The 18,153-nt window shown below is 56.2% G+C and carries 18 protein-coding genes; 5 read left to right on the top strand and 13 right to left on the bottom strand.

The annotated features are described in order from the left end of the window. Positions 1–4: 4 nt before the first annotated feature. From MWU64_RS12055 to cmoB, 4 genes are read left to right on the top strand one after another with little or no spacing between them, the layout of a single operon-like run. Positions 5–1,024, top strand: a complete 1,020-nt coding sequence (locus MWU64_RS12055; protein WP_247064640.1) for a serine/threonine protein kinase — start codon at positions 5–7, stop codon at positions 1,022–1,024. Between the two features lie 25 nt (positions 1,025–1,049). Next, entirely contained in the window at positions 1,050–1,418 is a 369-nt protein-coding gene (locus tag MWU64_RS12050; protein WP_247064639.1) for a kinase, read from the top strand. After that, the gene (cmoA, locus tag MWU64_RS12045) at positions 1,408–2,166 is read left to right on the top strand and encodes a carboxy-S-adenosyl-L-methionine synthase CmoA (protein ID WP_247064638.1); all 759 of its coding nucleotides are present in this window, start codon (positions 1,408–1,410) and stop codon (positions 2,164–2,166) included. Before MWU64_RS12050 ends, cmoA begins: the two co-directional genes overlap by 11 nt. Positions 2,167–2,187: 21 nt before the next feature. Beyond that, a complete protein-coding gene (cmoB, locus tag MWU64_RS12040) occupies positions 2,188–3,180 on the top strand; it encodes a tRNA 5-methoxyuridine(34)/uridine 5-oxyacetic acid(34) synthase CmoB (protein ID WP_247064637.1) in 993 nt (330 codons plus the stop codon). Between the two features lie 68 nt (positions 3,181–3,248). On the opposite strand, the gene MWU64_RS12035 is transcribed toward cmoB, so the two are convergent. The 11 genes from MWU64_RS12035 to MWU64_RS11985 form a co-directional block, all read right to left on the bottom strand. Continuing rightward, on the bottom strand, positions 3,249–4,544 hold the full coding sequence (locus MWU64_RS12035) for an adenylosuccinate synthase (protein WP_247064636.1): 1,296 nt from the start codon (positions 4,542–4,544) through the stop codon (positions 3,249–3,251). An 82-nt stretch (positions 4,545–4,626) separates the two neighbouring features. Next, the gene (locus tag MWU64_RS12030) at positions 4,627–5,808 is read right to left on the bottom strand and encodes an ATP phosphoribosyltransferase regulatory subunit (protein ID WP_247064635.1); all 1,182 of its coding nucleotides are present in this window, start codon (positions 5,806–5,808) and stop codon (positions 4,627–4,629) included. A 180-nt stretch (positions 5,809–5,988) separates the two neighbouring features. Next, on the bottom strand, positions 5,989–6,864 hold the full coding sequence (gene hflC / locus MWU64_RS12025) for a protease modulator HflC (protein ID WP_247064634.1): 876 nt from the start codon (positions 6,862–6,864) through the stop codon (positions 5,989–5,991). Between the two features lie 3 nt (positions 6,865–6,867). Further along, positions 6,868–8,052, bottom strand: a complete 1,185-nt coding sequence (gene hflK / locus MWU64_RS12020; protein WP_247064633.1) for an FtsH protease activity modulator HflK — start codon at positions 8,050–8,052, stop codon at positions 6,868–6,870. A gap of 78 nt (positions 8,053–8,130) precedes the next feature. Next, positions 8,131–9,432: a ribosome rescue GTPase HflX gene (hflX, locus tag MWU64_RS12015; RefSeq protein ID WP_247064715.1), complete on the bottom strand. Its 1,302-nt coding sequence runs from the start codon at positions 9,430–9,432 to the stop codon at positions 8,131–8,133. 90 nt (positions 9,433–9,522) lie between these two features. Continuing rightward, positions 9,523–9,771, bottom strand: a complete 249-nt coding sequence (hfq, locus tag MWU64_RS12010) for an RNA chaperone Hfq (protein ID WP_114334161.1) — start codon at positions 9,769–9,771, stop codon at positions 9,523–9,525. A 33-nt stretch (positions 9,772–9,804) separates the two neighbouring features. Continuing rightward, positions 9,805–10,842, bottom strand: a complete 1,038-nt coding sequence (gene miaA, locus MWU64_RS12005; protein WP_247064632.1) for a tRNA (adenosine(37)-N6)-dimethylallyltransferase MiaA — start codon at positions 10,840–10,842, stop codon at positions 9,805–9,807. 5 nt (positions 10,843–10,847) lie between these two features. Beyond that, complete coding sequence (gene mutL / locus MWU64_RS12000) at positions 10,848–12,734, bottom strand: DNA mismatch repair endonuclease MutL (protein WP_247064631.1); 1,887 nt, start codon at positions 12,732–12,734, stop codon at positions 10,848–10,850. Between the two features lie 20 nt (positions 12,735–12,754). Next, on the bottom strand, positions 12,755–14,086 hold the full coding sequence (locus MWU64_RS11995; RefSeq protein ID WP_247064630.1) for an N-acetylmuramoyl-L-alanine amidase: 1,332 nt from the start codon (positions 14,084–14,086) through the stop codon (positions 12,755–12,757). After that, positions 14,083–14,580 (bottom strand): tRNA (adenosine(37)-N6)-threonylcarbamoyltransferase complex ATPase subunit type 1 TsaE, encoded by a 498-nt coding sequence (gene tsaE, locus MWU64_RS11990; protein ID WP_247064629.1) that lies wholly within the window; start codon positions 14,578–14,580, stop codon positions 14,083–14,085. The genes MWU64_RS11995 and tsaE overlap by 4 nt, the downstream gene beginning before the upstream one ends. Further along, positions 14,577–16,133, bottom strand: coding sequence for an NAD(P)H-hydrate dehydratase (locus MWU64_RS11985; protein WP_247064628.1), 1,557 nt, complete (start codon positions 16,131–16,133; stop codon positions 14,577–14,579). Before MWU64_RS11985 ends, tsaE begins: the two co-directional genes overlap by 4 nt. A gap of 130 nt (positions 16,134–16,263) precedes the next feature. Between MWU64_RS11985 and queG the strand changes: the two genes are divergently transcribed. Continuing rightward, complete coding sequence (queG, locus tag MWU64_RS11980; RefSeq protein WP_247064627.1) at positions 16,264–17,343, top strand: tRNA epoxyqueuosine(34) reductase QueG; 1,080 nt, start codon at positions 16,264–16,266, stop codon at positions 17,341–17,343. Here the strand turns inward: queG and orn are convergent. Both orn and MWU64_RS11970 read right to left on the bottom strand, forming a co-directional pair. Then, positions 17,338–17,880 carry an oligoribonuclease gene (orn, locus tag MWU64_RS11975; protein WP_247064626.1) on the bottom strand — a complete coding sequence of 181 codons (543 nt, stop codon included), beginning with the start codon at positions 17,878–17,880 and terminating at the stop codon, positions 17,338–17,340. The two genes, queG and orn, sit on opposite strands and share 6 nt — an antisense overlap. Next, positions 17,877–18,153 (bottom strand): hypothetical protein (locus MWU64_RS11970; protein ID WP_247064625.1); only part of this gene is annotated, 277 nt, incomplete at its 5' end. The genes orn and MWU64_RS11970, both read right to left, overlap by 4 nt.

Raw genomic sequence — 18,153 nt, 5'->3', positions numbered from 1 at the left:
TACTATGCAACATGAGCCTTCTGACATAACCGCTTCGCCACATCCGTACGACAGCCTGACACCGGAAACTATTCTGGATGCCATGGAAGAAGCCGGTTTCCCTGTCAGTGGGCGGCTGTTTGCGTTGAACAGTTATGAAAACCGGGTGTACCAGATCGGGCTGGACGACGGCCCTCCCGTTATCGTGAAATTCTACCGCCCCGGTCGCTGGTCGGATGCCGCCATTCGCGAAGAACACGAATTTACACTCGAGCTTCAAGCGGCCGACATTCCCGTAGTCGCACCACTGGCACTGCGCAACGGCGAGTCATTAGGTCACCATGGCGACTTCCGTTTTTCGGTGTTTCCTCAACGGGGCGGCCAGGCACCCGACACCAGCGTGACGGATACACTCTATCGCCTTGGCCAATGGCTGGGCCAAATCCATAATCTGGGCGCAACCAAAACCTTCGAGCACCGGCCGGAGTTTGACCTGATTCGGGGATTGGAGGAACACAACGCCTTGCTCGTTAACGGCGGCTGGATTCCGGATGACCTTCGGCCCGCCTGGGACAGCCTGATCCCGGATTTAATCGATGGCTGCAAGCAGCGTATGGAAAACGCTGGCGATGTAAACACGCTCCGAATCCACGGGGATTGTCACGCAGGCAACATTCTTTGCCGTGACGAAGCCATGCTGTTTGTTGATCTGGACGACTGCCGCACCGGCCCCGCGGTGCAAGATATGTGGCTGCTGTTGAACGGTGAAGCAAATGAACGCGGCAGCCAGTTGGGCGAGCTGCTTGAGGGCTACGAAACCTTCCGGGATTTTGATCGCCGGGAACGGCATTTGATCGAACCTTTGCGCTGCTATCGGCAAATCGCCCACTGCGCCTGGCTGGCGCGGCGCTGGCAAGACCCCGCGTTCCCGCGTTTTTTCCCATGGTTTGCACAGCCGCGTTTCTGGTCTGACCAAATCCTGTCTCTGCGCGAACAACTGTCTGCCCTGCAAGAGCCCGCTCTGACGCTTCCGGGGCAATTCTGAATACTGACGTTTCAAAGAGGTAACCATGAGCGAACGTGAAAACCGCTATTCGGCGCGTGCCCTTATTGTGACTGCGGTGATTGCCATCATCGGCACAGTCACGGCACTGGAGGTCGGCGGAAAAATCAAACACTCAGACAACAAAGATCATGTTCCCGTTGGTGATTTTCAGGCCATCCACGTAAAACCTGGCGAAGCATTCCGCATGTCTCGCAAGCCCTCCGGGCTGCACGCTGTCTGTGAAAACGGCTACCTTGCCATCGCCGCCGATGTAGACCCATCGTTCCGCGGTATTCTGGTCGATTACAAGAACCGAGGTGTTCGCTGCGCCCGCCCTTCACCCACCGATCAAGATCCGGCAAAACCCAAAGTCGGAGACAGTGATGAGCGATAAAAAACCGAGCCCCGCGCCACAGATGACCGACCGGTTGTTCGCCACCGAGCGAAACCCTGAAGATTTTCGCTTTGATGCCTCGGTAGCTCGGGTGTTTCCTGACATGATTCGTCGATCCGTACCCGGCTACACCACAATCATCCCGATGATTGAGGTAATTACCGAACAATACGTACAGCCCGGCTCTCACTGCTACGACCTGGGCTGTTCACTGGGCGCTTCTACCCTGGCCATGCGGCACGGCATCCCCCACACCGATTGCACTTTGGTGGGTGTCGACAACTCCAGCGCCATGATCGAACGCTGCGAGCATTACGTGGCTCTCGACGATCACGAGTTGCCGGTTACCCTGCGCTGCGAAGACATTCTGACCACCGAGCTCAGCCGGGCTTCAGTCACCACTTTGAACTTTACGCTGCAGTTCGTCCCGCCTGAGAAGCGAAAGGATTTGCTGGCACGAATCGCCGATGCCGCCTTGCCGGGCGGCGTACTGATTCTGTCCGAAAAGATCCGCTTCGAATCCGATTCGGAACAGAACACCCAGACGCAGCTGCATCATGAGTTTAAACGCGCCAACGGCTACTCCGATCTGGAGATCAGCCAAAAACGCGCTGCAATCGAAAACATCATGATTCCCGAAACCCTGAACACCCACAAACAACGGCTGCTGGATACCGGGTTTGATCAGGTGCTGGTGTGGTATCAGTGTTTCAATTTTGTTTCCATGCTGGCCATCAAGAACTCTTAATTACCGGATACCACGAAACCTATGCCTGCTTTCGACTGGCGCGAACATTTCTCGCCGTTTATCGACTCCCTCAACAACAGTGATCAGGCAGCCTGGGCCGAGGTTTTGACGGCTCAGCTGATCCGCCGTTTCGAAGACAACCCACACGGTGATATGGCGCGCTGGCACGCAGCCCTCCAGGCCTTGCCGTCAGATCTCCCGGCGAAAGTAGAACTGAATTCGTCAGCCGTGACCGTAACCTCAGAGCAACCGTTAAGCGAACAGGACGCCGAAAATCTCGAGCAGGGTTTACGCGGCTTAATGCCCTGGCGGAAAGGCCCTTTCAATTTTTTCGGCACCCACGTGGACACCGAATGGCGGTCAGACTGGAAGTGGGACCGGGTTTCGCCTCACCTTGCGGACTTGAAAGGACGCACCATTCTCGATGTCGGTTGCGGCTCGGGTTATCACTGCTGGCGCATGGCGGGCGCCGGTGCCCGGCAGGTTGTTGGCATCGATCCCGGGCTGCTGTTTATGTTTCAGTTTCTGGCGGTCAAAGGTTACCTCGGAGACGTTCCGGTAGATCTCTTACCCATTCGCATGGAAGATCTGCCGGACAATCTTGAACACTTCGACACCACCTTCTCCATGGGCGTGCTATACCACAGGCGCTCCCCAATTGACCACCTGCTGGATTTGAAAGGCACCTTGCGCCGGGGCGGCGAACTGGTGCTGGAAACCCTGGTTGTGGATGGCCCTGAAGGTTTCAGCCTGATGCCGGAAGATCGTTACGGGCAGATGCGCAACGTCTGGTTCTTACCCAGTTGCCCGACACTGATTCGCTGGCTCGAACGAGCTGGCTTCCGCAACGCCCGAGTCGTGGATGTCAGCGACACCACGACGGAAGAACAACGGCAAACCGACTGGATGCGGTATAACTCGCTGGCCGACTTTCTGGATCCCAATGATCCGACTAAAACCATTGAAGGTTACCCCGGCCCGAAACGGGCAACGATCATTGCCGAGAAGCCCTGATCAAACCTTCAAGGCGTAAAAAAACCGCCAGAAGCTCACGCTAAAGGCGGTTTTTTTGACTCTGACGCTTATTCCCCGAACGGGTGCCTCAGAGTGATGGTTTCTACGCGGTCCGGACCAGTAGAGATAATGTCGATCGGCGCTTCGATCTGCTCTTCCAGGAAGCGGATATACGCTTTCGCGTTCTCCGGAAGTTCCTCGATCGACGTCAGACCGAACGTGCTTTCGCTCCAGCCCGGCAGCTCTTCGAAGATCGGCTCAATGTCCTTGAAGGTGTCGCAGCCAATCGGCGGACGGGTAATTTCTCCGTGCGGCGTTTTGTAGCCGACACAAACCTTCACGGTTTCCAGGCCGTCTAGAACGTCCAGCTTGGTCAGGCAGATACCAGACACACTGTTGATCTGAATCGCGTGACGCAGAGCGACAGCATCGAACCAACCACAACGACGGGAACGGCCAGTCGTGGTGCCAACTTCGTTACCTTTAACCGCCAGGTGTTCACCCATGTCGCAAAACAACTCTGTCGGGAACGGTCCTGAACCCACACGTGTGGTGTAAGCCTTGGTAATACCCAGCACGTAATCCAGGTACAGAGGACCAAAGCCGGAACCGGTCGCCGTGCCACCTGCGGTGGTGTTAGACGAAGTAACGTACGGGTAGGTACCGAGGTCAATGTCCAGCAAAGAACCCTGAGCGCCTTCGAACAGAATGTGCTCGCCGCGCTTGCGGTGGCCATGCAGGATATCGGTTACGTCAGCCGCCATCGGCAGAATCTCTTCCGCCATCTGCTTCAGTTCAACCAAGGCCGCGTCGATGTCTTCCGCTTCTTCTTTGAAATATTCTGTCAGCACAAAGTTGTGGTACGACATGATCTCGCGAAGCTTAACTTCAAAGTCTTCCATGTTGTGCAGGTCGCCCACGCGAACACCCCGGCGAGACACTTTGTCTTCGTAGGCCGGTCCGATACCACGGCCAGTGGTGCCGATCTTGTCTTCACCCTTCGCCCGCTCACGCGCCTGATCGATGCGAACGTGGGTACGCAAAATGATCGGGCACGCCAAGCTGATCTTCAGGCGATCGCGAACTGCAACGCCGTTGGCTTCAAGTTCACGTACTTCTTTCAGGAGCGCTTCCGGGGACAGCACAACGCCGTTACCGATCAGGCAGTGGACATCTTTCCGCAGAATACCAGACGGGATCAGGTGCAAGGCCGTCTTCTTGCCCTCGATGACCAGTGTGTGGCCAGCATTGTGACCGCCCTGAAAGCGCACCACTGCCGCCACTTTTTCTGTCAGAAGGTCAACGATCTTGCCTTTACCTTCATCACCCCACTGGGTACCCAGCACAACAACATTTTTACCCATGATTCTCTCTCACATCAGGCGGCCCGAAGGAACGCGCCTTGCACATTTACTCAGGAATATTCGTTGAATACCGGCGATACAATCAGCCCAGCATTTCCACAACCCATTGCCCGTCTTTTTTCACCAGCTGACGATCACAACCTTGCAACGCGGGATTTGCAGGTTCGTCACCCGGCAATTGTCGAATCACTGTTTCGGTCATTCGCAGGCCGGAAATCACACCTTCAAGGGCTGAATCTTCAACCGCAGGTGCCCAGATAGCGCCTGAACGATGATGCACACGCTCGCCCAGAGCCACCAACGCGCGAATATCCAGACTAAAGCCGGTCGCTGGCCGGGCTCGCCCGAAATCACTGCCAATGGCATCGTAGCGACCACCCTTGGCAACGGCGTCGCCGTGTCCGGGGACATAAGCCGCAAACACCAAACCGGTGTGGTAGTTATAGCCACGCAACTCGCAGAAATCGAAGCCCAGACTGACTTCCGGAAAGTCGCGACTCAGCATCTCAACCACACGGGTGAGCTTATTCAATGCCGCATCCATCGCCTCGGAGGCGCCACCCAAAATCTCACGAGCCTGTTCCAGCGCTTCTACGCCACCGCTGACCCGAGCGAGATCACGCAAGCGCGCGCCCGCCGAACCGGGTTCGCAGTTGCCCAGCAACTGGTCGAGTTCCGGAACCGACTTGCGTGCCATCGCATCGAAAACGGCCGCTTCGGTGCCTTTATCAAACCCGGAATTGGCAATCAGGCTTTCGTAAATAGACACGTGAGCCAGATCCAGATGCACCCGTGGCAAACCGGCTACCCGAAGGGCTTCCAGCATCAGGCTGATAATTTCCAGATCCGCCGCTTCCGAGGTGCTGCCAAACAACTCGCAGCCTGCCTGAATCGGCGTTCGCCCGGTCAGCATATGGCGTGGGCGGGTATGCAGCACGTGGCCAGCGTAGCAAAGGCGGGTAATACCTTCCTGACCCAGCGTATGCGCATCAATCCGGGCCGCTTGCGGCGTCATGTCGGCCCGCACACCCATCATGCGGCCGGTGAGTTGATCGGTCAGCTTGAACGTTTGCAACTCCAGGTCGTGTCCGGTTCCCGTAAACAGGGACTCCAGGTACTCGATCAGGGGTGGGATAACCAGTTGGTAACCCCAGCGTTGGCAGGTGTCCATTACATCCCGGCGCAGGGACTCGATCCGTCCGGCCAGCGGAGGAAGAATGTCTTCGACTCCATCTGGCAGTAACCAGCGATCAGATACTGTCATGAGATTCTGTTGTCCGTTTTTCCGTCACTGGCTCAGGTGCCAGCGGGAATGACTCAGGGTTCAGGATGTCCGGGCGAAGAAATAAATGCCCAAACAAAACCGAAAGGATTCTACACCCTTGGCAGGCACAAAAAAACCGGAACACATACGTATTCCGGTTTTCGTTTCGAGCCAGGCGTTTTAGTTAGCGCCGGCCGGGTCCTTCAGGAACTTCATGAACGCACTGTCGGAGTCGATGACCATGATGTCATCCTTGCCAGCAAAGGTTTTCTCGTATGCCTGTAAGCTACGGTAAAAGCTATAGAACTCTTCATTGCTGCCATAAGCTTCGGCATAAATCCGAGCAGCTTCACCGTCGCCTTCACCACGAGTGGTTTCCGCTTCAGCAAAGGCATTAGCTAAGGTTACTGTCTGCTGACGATCTGCGTCAGCACGTATTCCTTCCGCCAATTCCAAACCGCGGGAACGGAATTCCTGCGCCAGCTTGTGCCGCTCGGTCGCCATGCGGCGATAAACGTTTTCGCTGACAGCACCCGGGAACTCGATGGCTTTAACCCGAATATCAAGAATTTCGATACCGAATTCTTTCACCGCGGTTTCGTTCGCACGATCTCTCAGGGCATGCATCAGCTCATCACGCTGACCGGATACAACCTCGTGCATGGTACGGACACCGAACTCGTCACGCAGACCATTGTCAACACGAGACAGAATCAAGCTTTCCGCCCGGCGCTCATCACCACCGGTTGCACGGTAGAACTGGTCAACGTCACGGATTTTCCATGCCACGTAGGAGTCCACATCCAGCGGCTTTTTCTCGATGGTGAGGTACTGCCGTGACGGCAGATCCATGGTCAGCACCCGGATATCAAACTCCCGGATCTGATCAATCACCGGCACTTTGAAATGAATACCGGCCTGAATATCGGTTTGCACCAACTCACCAAAGCGGAGTTTCACGCCGCGATGGGTTTCGGGGATGATGAACACACTAGACAACACGAGCAGGACGACGATAAGAGCGCCTGCAAGGCCCAATACACCTTTAGGTCCCATAACTTATCTACTCCTCCGAGTGTTTCCATCCTGACGCGCGCGCAACTCTTGCAGGACCTGATCAGTCAGCGACTGAACGTCGACTTGCTGATTACCTGACCGCGATGAACGGGAGCCTGAGCTAGACATCTGGCCCTGAGTCAGCTTATCCAAAGGCAGGTACATCATGTTCCCACTACTTTCTGTGTCGACAAAGATCTTGCTGCTGTTACCCAACACCTGTTCCAGGGTTTGAATATACATACGCTCACGCGTGACCACCGGCGCCTGCTCGTACACCGCCAACAGCTGATTGAATCGTGCGGTTTCACCGCGAGCCCGCTCAATCACTTCGGCCTTGTAAGCATTGGCTTCCTCAATCATACGCTGAGCCTGACCACGTGCCTCGGGAACAATCTTGTTGCGGTAGGTTTCGGCTTCTTCTTTCGCACGTTGCTCGTCTTCACGAGCCCGCTGAACTTCACGGAAAGCGTCTTGCACGGCCGCAGGCGGCTGAGTGCTTTCAACGTTTACCCGAACAATTTCCAGACCGGTACCGTACTCTTTCAAGAAGCTTTGCAGACGCTGTTCAACGCGCACCGCTAGCTCTGCACGCCCTTCGGTCAATACATCATCCAGCGATGAACTGCCCACTTCGTGACGCAAAGCACTGTCGGTTGCAAAGGCCAGCGCCTGGTTCGAATCACGTACATTCAGAACGTAGGCTTTCGCATCGCCAACCCGGTACTGGACCTGAAGATCCACGGTTACCAGATTTTCGTCTTGCGTCAGCATCTGCCCGCTGGAACGCGCGGAACGCACATTGGTGACGCGGACTTTGGTGGCCGAATCAATCAAAGGCACTTTGAAACGCAGGCCGGGGTTTTCGGTACGACTGAATTCGCCGAAGCGCAACACAACCGCTCGCTCCTGTTCATCTACGGTGTAGAACGACTGGTACAGGACGTAACCGAACGCCAGAATGGCGGCGATGGCTAAAATCGCACCAAAGCCACTGCTATTGCTACCAGAGCCGGAGCTGCCGCTGTTGCCAGAGCCGCCTTTGCCGCCCAACATGCGATTCAGCTTATCCAGCCCCTTTTTCAGAGCCTCATCCAGATCTGGTGGCCCCTGATCATTGCCGCGACGACCACCGCTTCCCCAGGGATCGTTGTCGTTACGGTTACCACCCGGTTCATTCCAGGCCATAATTCTCTCCGTTCGTGTTTATTCGAATGGCTGCAAATACTAGGGATTTATAAAGCCCCCGGCAATAGGCGGCGTGATTCACAGTGCCCGGTCTTCCAGCCGAACCTCTTCCTGGCTAACACCTGCCCGACTGAGCAACTGCATCCAATCGCGATTCTGCAGCCGAACTTCTACTACGGTATCACCACTTTCCCGGTGCTCTTCGCTCAGCACAGAACCGGCCTCATGCAACAAGGCACGAAGCTTACCATCCGCCGGCCCCAACAAAACAAAGTGATGCACCACATCTTCTGCCAGACGCTCTACCACCGCATCAAAGAGCAGATCCATGCCCTCCCCGGTTATCGCTGAGACCCACACTCTTACTGGAATGCCCTCTTCGTTGCGATCAATTCGGGGTGCGAAATCATCTAACAAATCTATTTTGTTGAAAACCTGCAACTGGGGCACTTCATCAGCGCCAATTTCCAACAATACGTTTTCCACTTGCTCAATGTTTTCGTCACGGCGCTCATCGTGGCAATCAATGATGTGCAGCAGCAGCGATGCCTGCCGGGTTTCTTCAAGCGTTGCACGGAAGGCTTCCACCAATTTGTGCGGAAGATGACGAATGAACCCTACGGTGTCCGCCACTACGACCGAGCCGATGTCCGGAAGTTCCAACTTGCGCAGAGTCGGGTCTAGGGTAGCGAACAATTGGTCCGCCGCGTAAACCGTTGAGGTAGTAACCTGATTGAACAAGGTCGATTTACCGGCGTTGGTGTACCCCACCAGAGACAGGGTCGGCACGTCGGCACGCTTACGGGCACGGCGGCCCTGATCCCGCTGTTTACGGACCTTTTCCAGCCGCTTGTGAATCGACTTGATACGCTCGCGCAACAACCGCCGGTCTGTCTCGAGCTGAGTTTCACCCGGCCCCCGCAAACCGATACCACCCTTTTGCCGTTCAAGGTGGGTCCAGCCACGAATCAGGCGCGTAGACATATGCTCCAGCTGCGCCAACTCAACCTGCAATTTACCCTCATGGGTACGGGCGCGTTGGGCAAAGATATCGAGAATAACGCCGGTTCGATCTAACACCCGGCACTTGAGCTCTCGCTCGATGTTTCGCTCCTGGCTCGGGCTCAAGGCATGATTGAACAACACGACATCGGCTTCGTTGGCAGCAACGGCATCGCGAATTTCTTCGAGCTTGCCTTCACCAACGAATAGCCGGGGGCTGGGTTGTTTGCGCGTACCGGTCACCATATCCACCGGCTCGACACCTGCAGACGTTACCAGTTCACGGAACTCACCCGGGTCTTCAGTACCGTCGTGGGCGGTGAATTCGATGTGGACGAGAACCGCGCGTTCTCCAACGTCAGGACGTTCAAACAAAATAGAATCAACTCCATAAAAACAAACACCCGCGGCCAGCTCAGCTCAATGGCTGCCCTGCACCGCGGGTGTCAAAACCGGAAGCACCGGAATTTAACCTTCAGCTTCTTCCTCTCCGGGATTCGCCTGCGGCAAACGAACATTGCGAGCAGGTACAACAGTCGAAATAGCGTGCTTATACACCATCTGGCTGACAGTGTTCTTCAACAAGATTACGAACTGATCGAAAGATTCGATCTGGCCCTGAAGCTTGATGCCGTTAACCAAGAAGATAGAAACGGGAATGCGTTCCTTGCGCAAAGCATTGAGGTAAGGGTCTTGTAAGGAATGCCCTTTTGACATGAGTATTCTCCTGTTAGGGGTAGGTGCAGATCGTCAATTTGCAGAGTTAAATGTGGTGTGTAGACCTGATTTTTTCAAGGTTTCCAGCACCATTTGTAAGTTATTACTATCCAGCCACTGTACATCAGGCCATTTTCGTAACCAGGTAATCTGGCGCTTCGCCAATTGGCGGGTTGCCGCCATGCCTTTGTTCAAATAGGTTTCATGGTCGCAGTCACCGGACAGATACTCCCAAGCCTGGCGGTAGCCCACGCAACGCATGGAGGGCAGTTCAGGGTTAAGGTCGCCCCGTCCCATCAGCTGCCGGACTTCATCCAGAAACCCTGCGTCTTGCATGGCCAGAAATCGCGTTCGAATCCTCTCATGAAGGACTTTACGGTCTGCCGGAGCGAGCGCAAACTGGAAAACAGTATACGGCAGGTCGGCACTTTCGTCTGCCTGCCACTTGGTGAAATACGTGTAATCCTTGATATCCGACGATTTTTGCTCTTCGGAGGTGTCGGTATTCGCCTGCCAGTGGGCCGAAATGGGCTTTCCGGTTAGCCGGATAACCTCGATCGCTCGCATCAGGCGCTGGCGATTGTTGGGGTGGATAATCTCTGCGGCGACCGGATCTTTGGCAACCAGCTCGTCGTACAACGCCGGCCAACCCTGAGCGTCGGCTTCTTTCTCGATCTGCGCTCTTAGCTCAGGATCAGCAGATGGCAGGTTCGACATGCCACTCAACAGCGCCTTGAAATACATCATGGTGCCACCGACCAGCAGCGGAATCCGCCCCCGCTCGGTAATCTCCGCCATTTCCGCCAAAGCGTCCCGCACAAAGTCTGCGGCGGAGTATGTGTCCGCCGGGTCACAAATATCGATCAGCCGGTGAGGCGCCTTCGCCAATTCGTCGGGAGTGGGCTTGGCGGTGCCGATGTCCATGCCACGGTAGATCATGGCGGAATCAACGCTGATGATCTCGCACGGCAAATGCTCACACAGCGCCATGGCCATATCGGTTTTACCCGATGCCGTAGGGCCCATCAGAAAGATAGCGGGGGGAAGCACTGACCGTTGCTCGCCTGTCATAATGCTTAACGCCCCCTCAGGAACAATTTATCAAGCTCGGACAGCGTCATCAGCGTCCAGGTCGGACGACCGTGGTTGCACTGGCCACTGCGTTCCGTTGCTTCCATGTCTCTCAACAAGGAATTCATTTCAGGGATGGTTAGCTGTCGATTGGCCCGCACGGAGCCATGGCAAGCCATGGTGCCCAGCAATTCGTGGGTGACAGCTTCCACTCGATCGCTTTGTCCGTTCTGAATCAAATCCGCCAGAACATCACGTACTAATTGTTCAGTATCTGCTCCCCGTAACAAAGCAGGAATCTGCCGGACAGCCAGCGTTTCAGGGCCAATTCGCTCGATTTGTAGCCCCAGCTGCTGTAACTCATCACTGTGACTTTCCGCCAGCGCAGCTTCTTTCTGGCTGACAGCTAGCGATACCGGCACCAGCAATGGCTGACTTTTCAGATCTTGCTCCACCAACGCCCGTTTCATGCGCTCGTAGGTGATGCGCTCGTGCGCCGCGTGCATGTCCACCACAATCATGCCGGTACGGCTCTGAGCCAGAATGTAAATGCCATGCAATTGGGCAATAGCATAACCCAGCGGCGGCTCGTCTTCGCCATCCTGAGGCGGGGTAGGCACCGGCTGCGACTCAAACGGGTCGGGGCGAGTCTCGTTGGTGACGCCACCACCGGCGTTGAGCGAGTTATAGAAAGCCATTTGATCGCTGGCCTTCCAGTCCTGCTGTGGCTGGGCGGGCTGCGCATTGCTGTAACCCGCGTTGTACGAAGGTACCTGCGAAGGCGTGGCCCCCTGAGAGAGGGGAAAAGCTTCCGGGCTGGCACCTGATTGCGGAGCCTCGGGTTCACGGCTCAACGCCTGCGCTTCGGCACCTCTGAAATGGTCCGCCGGGCGCACGTCAGCCAGCGCTCGGTGTAAGGTGCGGAAAATGAAATCGTGCACCAGTCGGCCATCACGGAAACGCACTTCGTGCTTGGTTGGGTGAACGTTTACATCCACGGTGGCGGGATCCACCTCGAGATACAGCACAAACGCCGGATGGCGGTTGTTGTAGAGCACGTCGCGATAGGCCTGACGCACCGCATGCGCCACCAATTTGTCCCGAATCACCCGGCCATTGACGAAGAAATACTGCAGGTCCGCCTGGCTGCGAGAAAAGGTCGGCAGCGCCACCCAGCCCCACAACCGAAGGCCACTGGCTTCTGCTTCGATAACCACCGCGTTATCAATGAATTGCTGGCCACAGAGCGAGCTGATCCGGCGTTCTTTATCAATGTCCGATTCAGCCGGCCGCAAGCTTTGAATCACACGTTGGTTGTGGCGCAGAGTAAATCCCGCATCAAAACGGCTGAGCGCTTGCCTGCGGATGGATTCATCAACGTGATTGAATTCGGTTTTTTCGGTGCGCAGAAATTTACGGCGTGCGGGGGTGTTGAAAAACAGATCTCGCACTTCAACGGTGGTACCTACAGGGTGCGCGGCCGGCGAGATCTTCGCGTCCATATCCCGACCTTCGACCTCCACCCGGGCCGCCGCCTCCTGCTCCGCGGTGCGCGACGTTAGCGAGAGACGCGATACCGAACTGATACTGGCCAGCGCTTCCCCACGGAAACCCAGCGTGCCGACCGCTTCAAGATCATCCAGGGTCAGGATTTTGCTGGTTGCATGGCGACTCAGAGCGAGCGGGAGGTCAGACTCGGCGATCCCGAAGCCGTCATCCCGAACCCGGATCAGCTTGACACCGCCTTGCTCCAGTTCAATATCAACCCGGCTGGAGCCGGCATCCAGAGCGTTTTCCACCAGTTCTTTAACAACAGACGCGGGACGCTCCACCACTTCACCGGCGGCTATCTGGTTTGCAAGCCGGGGCGAGAGCAATTGAATGTGGGGCATAGCCGGGAACTACCTCTTGGTCAGGATGAGGGGATGCGTATAGTTTGCCCTACCATAACACGATCGTCGTTCATCCCGTTAAAGCGCATCAGCTCACTGACGGTAGTCTGGTTTTCGCGGGCCACACCCGACAAGGTATCGCCCCGTTGAATCCGGTACTGCCCGACACGCCCTTTACCTTTCCCGTTCTCTTTTTGCCAAGCCAGCAAGGTTCCCGGGGGCGGGCTGCGCCGGAAGTAGTCATGAATGCCGCCCATCATCGCCTTGGCCAGCTTTTCTCGATACCAGGCGGACGACAGATTTTTCTCTTCTTTAGGGTTGGATATGAACCCCGCCTCAACCAGAATCGAGGGGATATCCGGCGACTTGAGTACCGCAAACGCCGCTTGTTCTACCCCCGGCTTGTGCAGCTTGGCGACACTGCCCAACTGGCCCAGCACCGAACTGCCCACGCCCAGGCTGGCGTTAATACTTGCGGTCATCGACAAATCGAGCAATACCCCGGCCAGCATTTCATCCCGACCCTCCAACGACAGCGCTCCGGCACCACCAATCAAATCCGACCGGTTTTCACTTTGAGCCAGCCACCGGGCCGTTTCACTGGTCGCGCCGCGCTGCGACAGAGCGAACACCGAAGCGCCGCTGGGTTGCGGCGTTCGAAACGCATCGGCATGGACCGAAACAAACAAATCGGCATTATGCTTACGGGCCAGAATGGTTCGGTTTCGCAAACCGATGTAGTAGTCCCCGGTACGGGTGAGTTTGGCAGTAAACCCGGGCTGCTTGTTCACCAGCTCGGCCAGAGTTTTCGCCATTTTCAGAACCACGTCTTTTTCACGGGTGCCGCGTGGCCCGATTGCCCCGGGGTCTTCGCCACCGTGGCCGGCATCAATCACTACGATAATGTCACGCTTCCCCGCCGAGTTCTGCGTGACCGTCGGGCTAGCCGCCTTGTCGAGCCGCGTTCCGGATTCATCAATCAGATCTACCACCAACCGATGGCCGTACTGCTGGTTGGGTTCAAGCACAAAACTGCGAGGTTTGATGTCGGTTTTCAGATCCAATACCACCCGAAGATCGTTACCGTTGCGGGGCGCGCTACGGATTCGGTTGATCGGACTGCCGGACAAATCTACCTTGCTGAAATCGGCACGTTTGGTGGTGTTCTTTAAATCAATCACCAATCGAGATGGGCTGGAAAGGGAAAACATGTTGTGTTCCACCTTCCCGGCCGTATCGAGCACCAACCGGGTATGATCTGGCGCTGGCCATATGCGCACTCCCTCAACCTTTGTGGCCGCATGAACAATGCTTGCCGCGAGCGCCAGCAGTAGACACAGTGCGATTCTCATGAATCCGGCCCTATCAATTCAATTTGATTTAACAACGAGGCACCGAACTCAGAGCGCGCCCTCAAGATCACGGTTCGCCCCTCGCTCTGACGCTCCAACTGTATCTCGACATCCGGCTCAGGCAATACGCCTTCGCCGCGCTCGGGCCATTCGATCAGACACAAATTATTCGCTGAAAAATAGTCTCGAATCCCCATGTATTCGAGCTCTTCCGGGTCACCCAGCCGGTACAAATCAAAGTGGTACACCGGTGGTGTTAAATGCTCGTAGGGTTCCACGATTGTATAGGTCGGGCTTTTCACGGCACCTTCGTGCCCCAAACCACGCATGACGCCCCGGCTTAGGGTGGTTTTACCCATGCCTAAATCGCCTTCCAGAAACACTGTCAGGCTTTGCTCCGACTGTTTTGCCAGCCTCGCCAGCTCACCGCCCAGGCGTTCCGTTTCTACTTCACCTTCCAGAAACAACCGGCGCTCGTTACCTATAATGCTCATTCTTCCTCCCGGTGATTTCTGACGCCAATAACGTCGGTTTCCTTCAGTACCAAAGACAAATCGTTGATCACATCAGTGGGCAGCAGAGCCATGTATCCCAGCTGGTCGACCGCCCTGTTCGCTGCAGCCAAATGCGCCGACGCAGCGGCTTGGGTCGCGAATTCGATCTCGCCGAGCTGGCTGATAAACGCCCCCAATATGCCCGATAAAACATCCCCCATGCCCCCTGTAGCCATGCCCGGATTTCCTCCGGCGGTAACGACAGGCAGTTCGGCGCTGCTCGCAATCACGGTACCGGCGCCTTTAAGCAACACCACCCCGCCCCAAATGCGCTGCATTTTTTGCGCCGCTGCCAGCCGATCAGCTTCAATCTCTGCAACACTGCACCCGAGCATTCGGGCGGCTTCACCCGGGTGCGGCGTCAGTACTTGCTGACGAAAAGGAATCGCCGCGCGCGTGGCCATCAAATTCAGCGCATCGGCGTCCAACACTCTGGGCTTTGCGCTATCCAGGACCTGCTGCAGCATTTGCTGGCCCCAAGCCGACTTGCCAATGCCCGGGCCACAGACAATGACATCTGCCTGATCAATCAGTGCGGTTAACTCGGAACCGTGGACAACGCCACGCGCCATCACGTTCGGACAACGCACCAATGCCGCCGTTACATGCTCTGGCCGAGTCGCCAGCGTCACCAACCCGGCGCCGGCGCGCGACGCCGCTTCTGCGGCCATGATACCAGCGCCCCCAAAGCCGCTGTCACCGGCAACGATCAACACATGACCAAAGCGTCCCTTATGGGCATTGAGCGGACGCTTTGGAAAACCGGTTTTGCAACTCTGCCATTGAACAAGTCGAGCCATCGGCTGTTCCCGGCAACCACGGATTTGCTCTGGCGCTGCCAATGGTTCAAAAACCACCTCACCACAAACCGCCGGCCCTGCTCCGGTAAACAGCCCGATTTTGGCTCCGATAAAGGTGACGGTCAGCTCTGCCTCCACCACGTCGCCTGCAGCAGCAGCGGTTGTGGCATCAAGGCCGGACGGTACATCAACGGCCAAAACCGGCCGTTTTGCCTGATTAACAGCGCGGATCACCTCGGAAAACGGGGTTCGTGGCGCACCGGCGACCCCGGTTCCGAGTAACGCATCGACAACCACGTCCGAAGCTCTAAGCTTCTCGCACAGCAGACCATCCGGTATATCGGAAACTTCCGTAATCGGGACACCTTCCGCGCTCGCCACCTCGAAGGCTTTGAGCGCATCCCCTGTCAGTTTCGAACGGGGAGCCACCGCAATACACTCTACAAAAATCCCCAGCCGCTGCGCATTGGCCGCCATGAGATAACCATCGCCACCATTGTTTCCTGCACCGCATAACACCAGCAACGAACCGGGCGACGGCCAGCGCTTTCTAAGCTGCCGAAACCCGGCCCGGGCTGCCGATTGCATCAAGTCGAAACCGTCAATTCCCTGTTCTTCAATAAGATAGCGATCCATCGCTCGTACAGAGTCGGCGGAATACAAGGCTTCTGGTAGACTGTCCACGTAACGCATGGGGCATCCCGCTAAAGAAAACGGTTTAAATTAATTGGCCAGATACCTGTAAAGCATAGCAAAACAGGAAAAAAGGTCATAACTTAATCAAATTAAATCTCCGCAGGCTTTCACCGCCGAAGACTCCGTCATGGTCACCACTACAGACAATACGCCCTCGAACAGCGCTCTCGACGCCCTGCCCGATAAAATCCGCCAGTGGGCCAAAGAGCTGGGATTTGCAGACGCGGGCATCACCTACGCCGACACCGGCCCCCATGCGGAGCGCCTGAAACAATGGCTCGCCGCCGGTTACCACGGCGACATGGCCTATATGGCCGACCACGGCGACAAACGTTACACCCCGGACTCTCTGGTGCCGGACACCCAGCGGGTTATTTCAGTGCGGATGGACTACCTGCCCTCCCCGGACAACCCGAAACAAGCGCTTACTAACCGGGAAACCGCCTACATCACCCGCTATGCCCTCGGGCGGGATTACCATAAGCTCATGAGAAAGCGGCTCGCCACGTTGGCGAAATGGATTGATGAAGCGGTGGGCGGTTACGACTACCGTGCCTTTGTGGACAGCGCGCCTGTGCTGGAGCGCGGTTTGGCGCAGCGCGCGGGCCTTGGCTGGATTGGCAAGAACAATATGGTGATTCACCCCAAAGCAGGTTCGTTCTTTTTTCTGGGTGAAATTTTTACCAGCGCGCCTTTACCGGTGGATGAGCCGTTCGACAAGCAGCATTGCGGCTCCTGCTCTGCCTGTTTGGAAATTTGCCCCACGGATGCCTTTGTTGGCGCTCACTTACTGGATGCCCGCAAGTGCATCAGCTATCTCACCATCGAGCTAAAAGGCCCGATTCCGGAAGAGTTGCGTTCAAAAATGGGGAACCGGGTGTTTGGCTGCGATGACTGCCAGATTGTGTGCCCCTGGAACAAGTTCAGCAAACCCACCACTGAAAACGATTTTCAGCCAAGGCACGGGTTAGACAACACCGAGCTTGCCGAGCTTTTCCTCTGGACAGAGCAGGAGTTTTTGAAGCGTACCGAGGGTTCGGCGATTCGCCGTACCGGTTATGAAAACTGGTTGCGAAATATTGCGGTAGGGCTGGGCAACGCCCCGTCAACCATTCCGGTTATCGAGGCGTTGAAGCAGCGGGCGGAGCACCCATCCGAGGTGGTGCGGGAGCACGTTACCTGGGCGCTTCGCCAACACGGCTTATAGTTTAAAGAAGTGTTCGCGGTAGTGACGCAACTCGTTGATGGAGTCGCGAATGTCGTCCAGCGCCAGATGGCTGCCTTTCTTTTTCACGCCGTCCAAGACATCCGGGCGCCAGCGGCGGGCCAGTTCTTTGATGGTGGATACGTCCAGATTGCGGTAATGGAAGAAGCCTTCCAGCTCTGGCATGTATTTCACCAGGAAGCGACGGTCCTGGCCGATGCTGTTGCCACACAGCGGGGATGATCCGGCTGACAGGTGTTGTTTCAGAAACGCCAGAGTCTGTTGTTCAGCTTCTGCTTCGCTGATGTCACTATCTTTCACGCGCTGAGTCAGGCCACTTTCGCCATGAGTTTTGGTGCACCATTCGTCCATGGAGTCCAGCAGGCTATCCGGTTGCTTAATCGCAATCACGGGGCCTTCAGCAACCAGATTCAGTTCCGAATCGGTAATAATCGTGGCCATTTCGATGATCCGCTCTTTCTCCGGATCCAGACCGGTCATTTCCAGGTCTATCCACACCAAGTGGTTTCCGTTGCTCATTTTCTTTTACACCTATGCCGTTGTTCTTGAGTGCATGTGCAGGTGTGGGGCGCGTTTCCGGAAACCGCTACGAGCACATCCATGTGCGCTTCTCTCCGGCCATCCATGGCCTCCGACATTTCCGGAAACGCGCCCCACACCCGCACACCAAACTTGCTACTTACCGCCACCAAAATCAGAGGCCCGCAATTCAGCCGGAGCGCTGGGTCGGGAATGCCTTTTCGGGAGTATCTGAAGCCATGGATGGCTTCAGCTAAGCGCACAGGGATGTGC

This window comes from Marinobacter sp. S0848L (genome assembly GCF_023016065.1).
Taxonomy (GTDB): domain Bacteria; phylum Pseudomonadota; class Gammaproteobacteria; order Pseudomonadales; family Oleiphilaceae; genus Marinobacter.
This window is presented reverse-complemented; position numbering and strand designations above follow the sequence as displayed.

What these genes read in the sequence shown, in the direction of transcription:
- MWU64_RS12055 (WP_247064640.1), top strand. Translation starts at nt 5, where the DNA reads ATGCAACATGAGCCTTCTGACATAACCGCTTCGCCACATCCGTACGAC.
- MWU64_RS12050 (WP_247064639.1), top strand. Translation starts at nt 1,050, where the DNA reads ATGAGCGAACGTGAAAACCGCTATTCGGCGCGTGCCCTTATTGTGACT.
- cmoA (WP_247064638.1), top strand. Translation starts at nt 1,408, where the DNA reads ATGAGCGATAAAAAACCGAGCCCCGCGCCACAGATGACCGACCGGTTG.
- cmoB (WP_247064637.1), top strand. Translation starts at nt 2,188, where the DNA reads ATGCCTGCTTTCGACTGGCGCGAACATTTCTCGCCGTTTATCGACTCC.
- MWU64_RS12035 (WP_247064636.1), bottom strand. Translation starts at nt 4,544, where the DNA reads ATGGGTAAAAATGTTGTTGTGCTGGGTACCCAGTGGGGTGATGAAGGT.
- MWU64_RS12030 (WP_247064635.1), bottom strand. Translation starts at nt 5,808, where the DNA reads ATGACAGTATCTGATCGCTGGTTACTGCCAGATGGAGTCGAAGACATT.
- hflC (WP_247064634.1), bottom strand. Translation starts at nt 6,864, where the DNA reads ATGGGACCTAAAGGTGTATTGGGCCTTGCAGGCGCTCTTATCGTCGTC.
- hflK (WP_247064633.1), bottom strand. Translation starts at nt 8,052, where the DNA reads ATGGCCTGGAATGAACCGGGTGGTAACCGTAACGACAACGATCCCTGG.
- hfq (WP_114334161.1), bottom strand. Translation starts at nt 9,771, where the DNA reads ATGTCAAAAGGGCATTCCTTACAAGACCCTTACCTCAATGCTTTGCGC.
- miaA (WP_247064632.1), bottom strand. Translation starts at nt 10,842, where the DNA reads ATGACAGGCGAGCAACGGTCAGTGCTTCCCCCCGCTATCTTTCTGATG.
- mutL (WP_247064631.1), bottom strand. Translation starts at nt 12,734, where the DNA reads ATGCCCCACATTCAATTGCTCTCGCCCCGGCTTGCAAACCAGATAGCC.
- MWU64_RS11995 (WP_247064630.1), bottom strand. Translation starts at nt 14,086, where the DNA reads ATGAGAATCGCACTGTGTCTACTGCTGGCGCTCGCGGCAAGCATTGTT.
- tsaE (WP_247064629.1), bottom strand. Translation starts at nt 14,580, where the DNA reads ATGAGCATTATAGGTAACGAGCGCCGGTTGTTTCTGGAAGGTGAAGTA.
- MWU64_RS11985 (WP_247064628.1), bottom strand. Translation starts at nt 16,133, where the DNA reads ATGCGTTACGTGGACAGTCTACCAGAAGCCTTGTATTCCGCCGACTCT.
- queG (WP_247064627.1), top strand. Translation starts at nt 16,264, where the DNA reads ATGGTCACCACTACAGACAATACGCCCTCGAACAGCGCTCTCGACGCC.
- orn (WP_247064626.1), bottom strand. Translation starts at nt 17,880, where the DNA reads ATGAGCAACGGAAACCACTTGGTGTGGATAGACCTGGAAATGACCGGT.